5 protein-coding genes (1 of these 5 running past the window's edge) are annotated in these 12379 nt (G+C 74.5%); all 5 read left to right on the forward strand.

What is annotated here, in order from left to right; all coding sequences use genetic code 11:
- Tightly spaced (each overlapping or abutting the next), the 5 genes in view from ABZ459_RS19990 to ABZ459_RS20010 form a layout consistent with a single transcriptional unit that may run on beyond the window.
- Positions 1–1515 (forward strand): thioesterase domain-containing protein, encoded by a 1515-nt coding sequence (locus ABZ459_RS19990; RefSeq protein ID WP_357971940.1) that lies wholly within the window; start codon positions 1–3, stop codon positions 1513–1515.
- Positions 1512–6122: an amino acid adenylation domain-containing protein gene (locus ABZ459_RS19995; RefSeq protein ID WP_357971942.1), complete on the forward strand. Its 4611-nt coding sequence runs from the start codon at positions 1512–1514 to the stop codon at positions 6120–6122. Before ABZ459_RS19990 ends, ABZ459_RS19995 begins: the two co-directional genes overlap by 4 nt.
- Positions 6119–11530, forward strand: coding sequence for an SDR family NAD(P)-dependent oxidoreductase (locus tag ABZ459_RS20000; RefSeq protein ID WP_357971944.1), 5412 nt, complete (start codon positions 6119–6121; stop codon positions 11528–11530). Before ABZ459_RS19995 ends, ABZ459_RS20000 begins: the two co-directional genes overlap by 4 nt.
- A complete protein-coding gene (locus ABZ459_RS20005) occupies positions 11527–11754 on the forward strand; it encodes an MbtH family NRPS accessory protein (protein ID WP_357971946.1) in 228 nt (75 codons plus the stop codon). Before ABZ459_RS20000 ends, ABZ459_RS20005 begins: the two co-directional genes overlap by 4 nt.
- Positions 11747–12379, forward strand: partial view of an amino acid adenylation domain-containing protein gene (locus ABZ459_RS20010; RefSeq protein ID WP_357971948.1) — the 5' portion only. The gene runs 2508 nt beyond the window's last position; 633 of the gene's 3141 nt are visible here — the first part of the coding sequence; its start codon is at positions 11747–11749; the stop codon falls past the right edge of the window. The genes ABZ459_RS20005 and ABZ459_RS20010 overlap by 8 nt, the downstream gene beginning before the upstream one ends.

Consider the following 12379-nt stretch of genomic DNA (forward strand, 5'->3'; position numbering starts at 1 on the left):
ATGCCAGAAGAACAGCCGCTGTCCGAGACACCGTTCGCCTCGCTGACGCGATACCCGCCCGGCGCTCGGACCCTCTTCTGCCTCCCCTACGCCGGTGGGGACGTCACCGCCTTCTGGGCGTGGCGGCAGGCGTTCGACGGCGTCCTGGACGTCCGGGTGGCCATGCTGCCCGGCCGGGAGGGCCGGGTGGCCGAGCCCGGAGCACTCTCCCCTGAGCTGATCGCCCGGTCCGTCGCCGCCGCCGTCGCCCGGCTGCGCACGCCGTACTCGATCTACGGGCACAGCATGGGCGGCCGGGTCGCCTTCGAGGTGGTCCGCGAGCTGCGGCGGCTCGGCGTACGAGCGCCCGAATGCCTCTACGTCGGCGCCGCGCACCCGCCGGAGCGCCAGGAGACGCTGGGCCGGTGGACGGGCCTGGGCGACGAGGACCTGGTCGACGAGCTGATCCTGCGGCTGGGCGCGCCCGCGGAGTTACGAACGCAGCCCGAGGTCAAAGCCCTGCTCATCCCCGCCCTGCGGACGGACATGGAGTGGCTGCGCCACTACCGCTTCACCCGCCAGGAGCCCCTGGACGTGCCCATCGTCGCCTTCGCCGGCGCGCACGACCAGGAGGTCACCCACCCGACCATGCTCGCCTGGGCCCGCCACACCTCCTCGACCTTCCGCCTGCACACGCTCGACGCCGCGCACCTCTTCCTCGCCACGCACGGTGAGGAGGTGGCGCGGACGATCGCGACCGGCCCCGAGCGGAGCCTGGCCGCGGACGAGGTGCACGTGTGGCTGGCCGACCTCGACGAACTGCCCGAGATGTGCGCGGCCCTCGACGAGCTGTCGCCGCGGGAGGCGGCGCGGGCGGCCAGGTTCCGGCAGGAGGACGGTCGGCGCGGGTTCGTCGGCAGGTCGGTGCTGCTGCGGCGGCTGCTCAGGGAGTACGGGGCGGAGCCGGGCGTGGCCGAGCCGCCCGGCCGGTCCGGCGGCCTGCCGTACGGCGGGACCGAGCTCACCTACAGCGTCGGCCAGTCGGGCGGGCTGGTGCTGGTCGCGCTGACGACCGGCCGGGAGGTGGGCGCCGACCTCGAGCGCTTCCGCCCGCCGGCGAACGAGCAGACGTTCTTCGAGCGGATGCTGGACGAGCGGGAGCGCGACGAGTTCGCCGCGCTGCCCGAGGAACTGCGGTTGCACAGCGCGTTGCGCACGTGGACGGCCAAGGAGGCGCTGCTGAAGGCGTCCGGCGACGGGCTGCGGGTGGATCCGGCGCGGTTCGGGTTCGCGGGGCAGCGTCCGGGCCGGGCGTGGGTGCCCGAGGCGTCCCCAGAAGTGGGCCCAGAAGTGGATCCAGAGGCGGCGCCGACGGCGGAGTGGCTGGCGGAGCGGCTGGCGGGGTGGCGGGTGACGCACCTGCCGCTGGGCCGGGCGATGGCCGCGATCGCCGTGCGCGCGCCGCGCTTCCTGCTGCGTTTCGAGACGGTACGGCAAGGCCGGCTGGTACGGCCGGGTGTGGAGGCCGCAGGATGACACTCCTCAGCAGTCTGATCACGGCTCAGGCCGCGCGGACCCCGGACGCCCCGGCGGTCCGGCAGTGGGACGACGTGCTCACCTATGCCGAGCTGGTCGAGCGGGCATGGGCGCTGGCGGCCCGGCTGCGCGAGCTCGGCGTCGGGCCGGAGGCGCGGGTGGGGTTGTGCACCCGCCGTACTCCGCTGATGCCGGTGGCGGTGCTGGCCGTCCATCTGGCGGGCGGGGCGTACGTGCCGCTGGATCCGGGGCATCCGCGCCGGCGGCTGGAGGAGGTGCTGGCGGACGCCGGGATCGCGGTGGTCGTCGTGGACGAGCGCGGCCACGAGCTCCTGGACGGCTGCGCCGCCACGCTCGTCGACGCGTTCCAGCCGGGGCCGGCCGAACCCCGCGAGAGCGGCGCCGTCGCGGGCAACGCGGCGTGGGTGATCTACACCTCCGGTTCCACCGGACGCCCCAAGGGCGTGGTGGTGAGCCACGCCAACGCGGTCTTCTTCGTCACCGCGACCGTCGCGCGCTTCGGCCTGGACGCGAGCTGCAGCTCGATGGCCTTCTCCGCGCTCGGCTTCGACGCCTCGATCATGGACATGGTGCTCCCGCTGACCGTCGGCGGCTGCGTGCAGCTCGTGCCGGACGAGGACCGCGTGGACCCGGCCCGGTTGCAGCACTTCCTGGAGCAGCACGACGTCACCTGGGGCTACCTCCCGCCCGCGCTGCTGCCGCTGGTGGACCCGAGCCGGCTGCCGCACCTGCGGGACGTGGTGACGGCGGGCGAGCCGCCCCCGCCCGAGCAGGTGGCGCGCTGGTCGGCGCACACGCGTTTCCACAACCTGTACGGCCCGACCGAGCTGACCGTCGTCGTGGTGGGCGGCGAGTTCCACGGCGTGTGGGAGCGGCCGCTGCCGATCGGCCGGCCGTTGGGCGGCTGCCGGGCGTACATCGTCGACGAGGACATGAACGAGTGCCCGCCGGGCGTCCCCGGCGAGCTGCTGGTGGGCGGCCCGCAGGTCAGCCGCGGGTACCTGGACCGGCCCGCGCTGACGGCCGAACGGTTCGTGCCCGACCCGTTCTCCGACGAGCCGGGAGCGCGGCTGTACCGGACCGGCGACCACGTGGCCTGGCAGGAGGACGGCCAGATCGCGTTCATGGGCCGCCTCGACCGCCAGGTGAAGGTCCAGGGGCAGCGCGTGGAGATCGGGGAGGTCGAGACGACGCTGCGCGCCCATCCCGGGGTGCGGCAGGCGGTGGTGGACTTCGCGGGCGAGCTGGTCGCCTACGTGACGCCCGAGGACGCGCCCGACCTGGCCACCCTGCGCGAGGACCTGGCGGTGCGGCTGCCGCCGTACATGCTGCCGACCAGGCTGGTCCGGCTGCCCCTCCTCCCGCTGAACGCCTCGGGCAAGGTGGACCTCGCCGCCCTGCGGGCACAGTCCCAGCGGGAGCGGGGAACGGCGAGCGGGCTGGCCGGGATCTGGGCGCGGGTGCTGGAGGCGCCCGTCCCGGACGACGAGGACGACTTCTTCCAGCGCGGCGGCCACTCGCTGCGGGCCATGCGGCTGGTGGCCGCGGTACGCGCGGAGCTGGGCCGGGTGGTGTCGGTCCAGGACGTCTACGAGGGCAGGACCTACGGCGCGCTGCGCGCGCTCGTGGCGGATGCGGAGCGGGCGACCGCCGCCGCGCCGCCCACCGGCAGCCCGCCCGCGTTCTCCCCCGCCCAGCGCCGGATGTGGTTCGTCGAGCAGCTGGCGCCCGAGTCGGCCGCGCACAACATCGCGATGGCCGAGCGGATCCGGGGCCCGCTCGACGTCGCCGCGCTCCGGCGGGCGCTCACCGCCGTGGTGGCGGCCCACGAGGCGTTGCGCTGGCGGGTGGGCTCGCGCGACGGGATCCCCGACGTGACGGTCGCACCGCCGCGGGACGTCCCGCTGCCGGTCGACGACCTCTCCCCCGCCGATCTGGACGCGGCGCTGCACAAGGAGGCGCGGGAGCGGTTCGACCTGGCCGCCGGGCCGCTGTTCCGGGCGCGGCTGCTCCGGCTGGCCCCCGACGAGCACGTGCTCTGCCTGACCGCGCACCACCTGGTGTTCGACGGCTGGTCGCAGGACGTGCTCTTCCGCGGACTGTCGGCCGCCTATCGCGGTGAGCCGGTCGAGGCGGGCGAGCACACGTTCGCCGACTACGTGCGCTGGCTGCGCGGCAACGGCGACGGCCAGGCGCTGGGCTGGTGGCGCGAGCGCCTGCACGACGCCCCGCTGGTGCTGGACCTGCCCAGGGACGCCGCCAGGCCGCCCGCGCAGACCTTCCGCGGCGCCGCCTGCCGGGGCGAGGTGGACGCGGACCTGGCCGGCCGGGTGGCCGAACTGGCGGCGGAACTCGGCACCACCCCGTACGCGGTGCTGCTGGCCGCGTTCGGACGCCGGCTGGCCACCCTCGCGGGACGGGACGACCTGGTGGTGGGGGCGGCCTACGCCGACCGGCCGCACGTGGCGTTCGAGTCGCTGGTGGGGATGTGCGTGCAGGTCCTGCCGCTGCGGCTGCGCCCCCGGGGCGGCTTCGCCGAGCAGGTGACGGCGTGCGCGGCCGAGCTGAACGCGGCGATCAGGCACCGGGACGTGCCGCTCGGGCAGCTGCTGGAGTCGCTGCGGCTGCCGCGCGACCTGAGCCGCAACCCGATCACGCAGGTCATGTTCAACATGTACAACTTCGCGCAGGCCCATCTGGACCTGGCCGGCTGCGCGAGCGAGACGCTGCGGCCGGGGCTGCCGGGCGCGCTGTTCGACCTGACGATGTACGTGGGCGAGCAGCGCGGCGGTTACGCGCTGGAGCTGGTCTACAACCCCGACCTGTTCTCCGCCGAGCGCATGACGGCGCTGGTCGACGGCTATGTCGAGCTGCTCGGCGAGCTGCTGACCGGACAGGTGCGCCCCGATCCCCCCGACGCCGGGCTGCCGGCCTGGGACGGGCCCGGCCTGCTGGAGCTGGCCGGCGACGCGCACGCCGGGGCACGGCGGCGGACCGAGGCGGCGCTGCGGAGCGCGGGGGTCGAGCCGGGGGCCGTGGTGGCCGTCGTCGCCTCCCGGGTGCCGGAGCTGCCGGGGATCCTGCTCGGCGTGCTGGCGGCGGGGGCGCGGTGGGTGGTGATCGACTCGGCCTATCCCCCTGCCGTCCAGGAGAGGCAGATCGCCGCGGCGGGAGCCCGGGCGGTCCTGCGGGACGGCGAGATCGAGCTGCGCGAGGGCGGCGCCCTGCTGCCGGGGCCCGGCTACCTCTCGATGACCTCGGGCACCACGGGCGAGCCCAAGGCGGTCGTCACCGGCGAGCGGCCGCTGGCCCACTTCCTGTCCTGGTACGTCCGCACCTTCGCCGTCGGGCCGCACGACCGGTTCGCGCTGCTGCACGGGCCGGCCCACGATCCGGCGCTGCGCGACATGTTCGTGCCGGCCGCGGCGGGCGCCGAGCTGTTCGTGCCCGAGCACGAGCTGGTCCGCGATCCCGGCAAGCTCGTCACCTGGCTGCGCGAGCACGCGATCACCGTCCTGCACCTGACGCCGCAGCTCGCGGCGATGCTGGCGGGCACCGGCGGCACGCTGCCCGACGTGCGGCTGGCCGGCGTGGGCGGCGACCTGTTCACCGGCGCCCAGGCGGCCCGGCTGCGGGCGTTCGTGCCCAATGCCCGGATCGTCGCCTTCTACGGCACGACCGAGACGCCGCAGGCGCACGCGTGGCACGAGCTCGCGGAGCCGTACCCGGAGGTCGTGCCGATCGGGCGGCCCGTCGAGGGCAGCGAGATCATCGTGGTGACGCCGGACGGCAGGCGGGCCGGTGTGGGCGAGCTCGGCGAGGTGGTCGTCCGCAGCCGCCACCTGGCCGCCGGCTACCTGGATCCGACGCTGACCGGCCGGCGCTTCACCGGCGACCGGTTCCGCACCGGCGACCTCGGCCGGCGCAACCCCGACGGCACGATCACCCCCGCGGGGCGCGCCGACGACCAGGTGAAGGTGCGCGGGTTCCGGGTCGAGCTGGGCGAGGTGGAGGCCGCGCTCGCCGCCTGCCGGGACGTGCGCGCCGCCGCGGCCAGGGTCGAGGGCGGCACGCTCATCGCCTACGTGGTGCCCGCCCGGCCGGGGCTGGCGGCGCATCGCGTCCTGGACGAGCTGCGCGGCGCGCTGCCCGAGCACGCCGTCCCCAGCGAGGTGGTGGCGCTGCCCGCGCTGCCGCTGACGCCCAACGGCAAGGTGGACCGCGCCGCGCTGCGCGGACGGCCGGTCGAGCAGCCGAAGGCCGGCGGCGGCCTCGACGGCCCCACCCAGAAGACGGTCGCCCAGGTGTGGCGCGCCGTGCTGGGCGTGCCGCGGCTCGGCCCCGACGACAACTTCTTCGAGATCGGCGGCCACTCGCTGGCCGTGGCGGCCGTGCAGGCCCGGCTGCGGGCGGCGACCGGCCGTGAGATCCCGATCACGGAGCTGTTCAGGCATCCCACGATCCGGACGCTGGCCGCCCATCTCGATGGAGCGGGCGGCAGTCCGGGACTGGACCGGGCGGCGCGCCGCCTGGCCTCACGGCGAGACAGGTTGAGGAACCGCAACGAGAAGGGGATTGCCCCATGACGGACGAGCCCACGGCTGAGCCGATCGCGATCATCGGCTTGTCGTGCCGAGTCCCGGGAGCGGGTGACGCGCAGCAGTTCTGGCGCAACCTCGCCGACGGCGTCGAGTCGCTGACCACGTACACCCTGGAGGAGCAACGGGCGCTGGGCACGGCGGAGAGCCTGCTGGCCGACCCGAACTTCGTGCCGGCCGCCATGACGCTGGACGACTACGAGGGTTTCGACGCGGCGTTCTTCGGCATGTCGATCAGGGAGGCCGAGGTCCGCGACCCGCAACACCGGCTGTTCCTGGAACTGTCGCACACGGCGCTGGAGGACGCGGGCTACGACCCGTTCCGCTACCCGGGCGAGATCGGCGTCTACGCCGGCACCGGGACGGACACCTACCAGTGGCGCAACATCCGCAGCAACGCCCAGGCCCACAAGAACGCGGGCTGGCTGGCGGTCATGGTGGGCAACCACGTGGACTACTGCGCCACCCTCACCTCCTACAAGCTCGACCTGCGCGGCCCCAGCTACACCGTGCACACCGCGTGCTCGACCGCGCTGGTGGCCTTCCACATCGCGTGCGAGGCGCTGCGCAACGGCGAATGCGACATGGCGCTGGCCGGCGCGGCCATGCTGGACCTGCCGCAGGGCGAGGGCTACATCTACGACCAGGACGGCATCGTCTCCCCCGACGGGCACACCCGCTCCTTCGACGCCGACGCCGGCGGCACGACGTGGGGCAGCGGCGGCGGCGTCCTCGTGCTGAAGCGGCTGTCGGAGGCGATCGAGGACCGCGACAACATCCGCGCGGTGGTCCTGGGCAACGCGATCAACAACGACGGCGCGGGCAAGGTCGGCTTCTCCGCGCCCAGCCTGGACGGGCAGGCCGCGGTGATCGCGCAGGCGCTGGGCGTCGGCGGCGTGGACCCCCGTACGGTCACCTACGTCGAGGCGCACGGCACCGGCACGGCGCTCGGCGACCCGATCGAGGTGGCCGCGCTGTCCAGCGTGTTCGCGCAGCACACGAGCGACACCCAGTGGTGCGGCATCGGCTCGGTCAAGAGCAACATCGGCCACCTCGGCCAGTCGGCCGGCATCCCCAGCCTGGTCAAGACGGTGCTGTCGCTGGAGAACAAGCTCATCCCGCCGACGTTGCACTTCAAGAGCCCCAACCCGAAGATCGACTTCCCGGCGAGCCCGTTCTACGTCGTCTCCTCGCCGACGAAGTGGGAGCGCGACGACTTCCCGCGCCGCGCGGGGGTCAGCTCGTTCGGCATCGGCGGCACGAACGCGCACGCCGTGCTGGAAGAGGCCCCGCCGCGCCCGCCGCTGCCCCGTGAGCGGCCCGCGCACCTGCTGAAGCTGTCGGCCAGGACGGAGTCCGCGCTGGCCGCGGCGCGCGACCGGCTGGCCGCGCACCTGGCCGCTCATCCCGAGACGGACCTGGCCGACGCCGCGTTCACGCTGCGCGTGGGCCGCCGGGAGCTCAAGCACCGGGCCGTCGTCGTCGCCACCTCACCGGGCGACGCGGTGGCCGCGCTGTCCGACCCCAGGCGGATCGTCGCCGGCGCCAAGCCGAAGCGGCCGGCGCAGGTGGCCTTCCTCTTCTCCGGCCAGGGCTCCCAGTACGGCGGCATGGCCGCGGAGCTGTACCGCAACGAGCCGATCTTCCGCGAGGCGATCGACGAGTGCGCGGCCGTCCTGGACGTGCGCGAGCAGATCTTCGCCACCGGCGAGGAGGCGGACGAGGCGCTGCGGCAGACCTCGCTCACCCAGCCCGCCCTGTTCACGGTGGAGTACGCGCTGGCCAGGCTCTGGCTCTCGCTGGGCGTCGAACCCGCCGCGATGATCGGCCACAGCATCGGCGAGTACGCGGCGGCCACCATCGCCGGCGTCTTCACCCTGCCCGACGCGATGCGGCTGGTCGCGGCGCGCGGGCGGCTGATCCAGGCGCTGCCGCCGGGCTCCATGCTGGCCGTGCAGCTCATGCCCGACGAGATCGCGCCGATGCTGCCCGACGACGTCTCCGTGGCCACCGTCAACGGCCCCGGCACGTGCGTCGTGTCCGGCCCGTCGGAGTCGATCGCGGAGCTGGCCGAGATGCTGGAGGAGGAGGGCATCGGCTGCACGCGCCTGCGCACCTCGCACGCCTTCCACTCGGCGATGATGGAGCCGATGCTGCGCGAGTTCCGCGAGCTGGTCGCGGCGGCCCGGCCGGCGGCGCCGAGCCTGCCGTTCCTGTCCAACGTGACCGGCACCTGGATCACCGCCGCGGAGGCCACCGACCCGTCCTACTGGGCCAGGCACGTGCGCGAACCGGTCCGCTTCGGCGACTGCGTCTCGACGCTCCTGGCCGACGGTGAATGGATCATGATCGAGTGCGGGCCCGGCCGCCAGCTGTGCGGCCTGGCGGGCACCCAGCTGGCCACCGGCGCGATCGCCCCGCTGCCGTCGCTGCCCGGCCCGCGTGACCGGGCCGGTGACGTCGCGGTCTTCTCGCAGGCCGTGGGCGCGCTGTGGGTGCAGGGCATCGAGCTGAACGACTTCGGCGCCCCCGGTTTCCGCGTCTCGCTGCCGGGTTACCCGTGGGAGCGCCAGCGCGCCTGGATCGACCCCGACCCGCAGGGCGCCTTCGCCGGCGGCGTCGCCCACCCGCAGCAGGCCGACGGCCCCCTGCCGCCCGAGCGGTGGTACGGCGTGCCCGTCTGGCACCAGGCGCCGGCCCGTCCTGGGACGCCGTCGCCGGTCGCGCGCTGCCTGGCCTTCGTGGACGAGGACTCGGCCGCCCTGGCCGACGCGCTGCGCGCTTCCGGGGCCGAGGTCCTGGAGGTGCGGCCGGGTGCCGCGTTCGGCGCCTTCGACGGGCACTTCACGGTGCGGCCGGCCGTACGGGAGGACTACGACGCGCTGCTCGAGGCGGTCGGCGAGATCCCCGAGCGGATCGTGCACGCCTGGGCACTCACCGGCGGCGAGCAGACGTGGGCGGCGCAGGACCGCGGATTCTTCGGCGTCCTGGGGCTCGTGCAGGCGCTGTCGGCGGCCCAGCCTCCGGGCGGGGTGCAGCTCGACCTGGTGACCGCGGGCACGATGGACGTCGTCGGCGGCGACCTGACCAGGCCGGAGCACGCGACGCTGGCCGCCTTCGCCCGGGTCGTCCCGCTGGAGACGCCGTGGCTGCGCGTCCGCCACATCGACGCGCCGGACGGGGCCGCGAACCAGGCGGCGGCGGTGCGGGGCGTCGCCGCCGAGCTGGGCCGCGCGGCGGAGCCCGGCGAGGCCGGGCTGCTGGCCCCGGTCGCCCTGCGCGGCGGGAAGCGGTGGCTGCTCGGATACGAGCAGGTGGAGGTGGACAGCGAGCCGGGCGAGCCGCGCGACGGCCAGGTGTACGTGATCACCGGCGGTCTGGGCGGCATCGGCATCTCGCTGGCCGAGGACCTGGCGGCGCGGGCCCGCGTCGGCATCGTCCTGCTGTCCAGGAGCGGGCTGCCCGGCGGCTCGCCGCGGTCGGCCCGCGAGGCGCGCGCCGCCGAGGCGATCCGCCGGATGGAGGCCGCCGGGGCGCGGGTGCTGACCCTGGCCGCCGACGTGACGGATCCGGCGGACATGCGCCGGGTCAGGGACGAGACGCTCGCCGCCTTCGGCCGGGTTGACGTGCTCGTGCACGCGGCCGGCCTGCCCGGCGGCGGCATGGCCCAGATCAAGGAGCGGGAGGCGGCCGAGGCCGTGCTCCGGCCCAAGCTGCTCGGCACGCTGGCGCTGCAGGAGGCGTTCGGCGACCTGGAGCTGGAGGCCGTGGTGCTCTGCTCGTCGATCACCGCGGTGGCCGGCGGGTTCGGGCAGATCGACTACTGCGCGGCCAACAACTACCTCGACGCGCACGCCCGCGCCGGACGGGGCTGGAACGCCGCTCAGATCGTCAGCGTCAACTGGGGCAGATGGCTGGAAGTCGGCATGGCGGTGGAGACGGCGGTGCCCGCCGGATTCGTCGCGTTGCAGCGCGGCGACCGGATCAAGGCGCTCGACCACCCGGTACTCGACGCGCGGCACGCCGGCGAGATCGGCGGGCTCGACTGGTGCAGCGGCACGCTCTCGCCCGGCACGCACTGGGTGCTGGACGAGCACCGCATCGCCGACGTGCCGGTGCTCCCCGGCACCGGCCACGTCGAGCTGGCCAGGACGGCCACCGAGGCGGTGCTGCCCGGCGGCGGGCTCGTCGAGCTGCGGGACGTGGTGTTCGTCGAACCGCTGTCGGTGGCCGACGGCGCGACCGCCGAGGTACGGGTGCTCTTCACCCCCGAGGCGGACGGCGCCGAGTTCCAGGTGCAGAGCATCATCGGCGGCTCGCACCGCACCCATGCCAGGGGCACCGCGGCCAAGGTGAGCCCGCCGCCCGCCGACCGCGTGGACCTGCGCGCCATCATGGACCGCTGCGTGTCCTCGGCGGACGAGCAGGGCGGCGTCCCGCTGTCGGGCCTGCTCACGCTGGGCGCGCACTGGCACCGGACCCTGACCGCCACGCACGTCGGTCAGCAGGAGGCGCTCGGCCTGTTCGAGGCCAACGACGCGCTGATGGCCGACCTCGACCGGTGGGGGCTGCACCCGGCCCTGCTCGACGCCGCCACCACGTTCAGCTGGGTCGCGGTCGAGGGTCACTACCTGCCGCTCGGCTACGGCCGCATCACCGTGTTCGGGAGCCTGCCCGAGGCGTTCTGGAGCCATCTGCGCATCACCAGCACCGACACCGACGAGGTCCTGGTCGTCGACGTCACGTTGATCGCGCCCGACGGCACGGTGCTGGTGCAGATCTCCGACTACGTCCTGCGCAGGATCGACACCGAGGCCGTGGTCTCCGGGGTCCGCTCCAGCGCCGGGTCCCAGGTCGCCGCCCCGGCCGCGGCCGCCGCCGACGACGAGGTCGGCATCAGGCCGGCCGACGGGGCCCTCTCCCTGCGCAGGCTGCTCGCCGCGCCGCTCGGCCCCCAGGTCGTGGTGGCGGCCAGTACGGTGGCCGAGCTCGTCGCCGGGGTCGGCTCGCTGACCCAGGAGACCGTCGAGAGCGAGCTCGATCCGGCGGCGGTCGCCGACCGGCAGGACAAGGCGCCCGCCGAGGGCTACGTCGCGCCGCGCAACGACGCCGAGGCCACGATCGCCCGCCTGTGGGGCGAGGTGCTCGGCGGCGACCACATCGGCGTCGACGACGACTTCTTCGAGCTGGGCGGCAACTCGCTCATCGCGGTCCAGCTGATCGCCCTGATCCGCAAGGAGCTGGGGGTCCGGCTGCCGATGCGCAACCTCTTCGAGGAGCCGACCGTGGCCGGGGTCGCCGCCCTGATCGAAGCCGCCACGGCCGCGTCCCCCGAGGCCGCCCCCGCCGGGCCCGCCACCCAGACCATCCCCCGCCTCCCCCGGAGTTCCGCATGAGCACAGAGACCAGCCCAGAGACCAGCACAGAGATCAGCACGGACACCAAGGTCGTACGCAACGACGAGGAGCAGTACTCCATCTGGCCCGCCGGCCGGGACAACCCCTCCGGCTGGTACGACGCCGGTTTCTCCGGCACCAAGGACGCCTGTCTGGCGCACATCGAGCAGGTGTGGACCGACATGCGGCCGAAGAGTCTGCGAGAGGCCATGGACAGTGAGTGATGCCTTTCCCGCATCCTCCGGCCAGGAGCGGATGTGGTTCCTCTCGCGCTTCGAGCCCGATCTGGCCGTCTACAACATCGGCATGGTCATGCCGATGGCGGCCAGGCAGCCGGTGGACCCCCGCCGGCTGGAGCGGGCGATCGACCTGGTCGTGCGGCGTCATGAGGCGCTGCGCACCACGTTCGACTTCCGGGACGGGCAGGTCGTGCAGATCGTCCACCCCGGCGCGCCGCCCACGGCGCTGACCGAGACGGACCTGAGCCACCTTCCGCGGGCCGCCGCCGAGGCGGAGCTGGCCCGCCTGGCCAGGGCGGACGCGGTGCTGCCGTTCGACATGGAACGGGCGCCGCTGTACCGCGGCAGGCACGTCAAGCTGGCCGAGGACGACCTGCGGCTGGCCGTCGTCTTCGACCACACGATCTTCGACGGCGTCTCCTCCATGGTGTTCATGGACGAGGTGGAGGAGTGTTACGACGCGCTCGGCGAGGACCGGTCGCCGAAGCTGCCCGAGCTGCCGATCCAGTTCGCCGACTTCGCCGTGTGGCAGCGCGGCAGGCTGTCCGGCGAGTTCCTGGAAACCGAGCTGGTGCACTGGCGCGAACGGCTGGCCGGGGTGCCCGCCGAC

It is taken from the genome of Nonomuraea sp. NPDC005692 (genome assembly GCF_040631115.1).
GTDB lineage: Bacteria > Actinomycetota > Actinomycetes > Streptosporangiales > Streptosporangiaceae > Nonomuraea.

What these genes read in the sequence shown, in the direction of transcription:
- ABZ459_RS19990 (WP_357971940.1), top strand. Translation starts at nt 1, where the DNA reads ATGCCAGAAGAACAGCCGCTGTCCGAGACACCGTTCGCCTCGCTGACG.
- ABZ459_RS19995 (WP_357971942.1), top strand. Translation starts at nt 1,512, where the DNA reads ATGACACTCCTCAGCAGTCTGATCACGGCTCAGGCCGCGCGGACCCCG.
- ABZ459_RS20000 (WP_357971944.1), top strand. Translation starts at nt 6,119, where the DNA reads ATGACGGACGAGCCCACGGCTGAGCCGATCGCGATCATCGGCTTGTCG.
- ABZ459_RS20005 (WP_357971946.1), top strand. Translation starts at nt 11,527, where the DNA reads ATGAGCACAGAGACCAGCCCAGAGACCAGCACAGAGATCAGCACGGAC.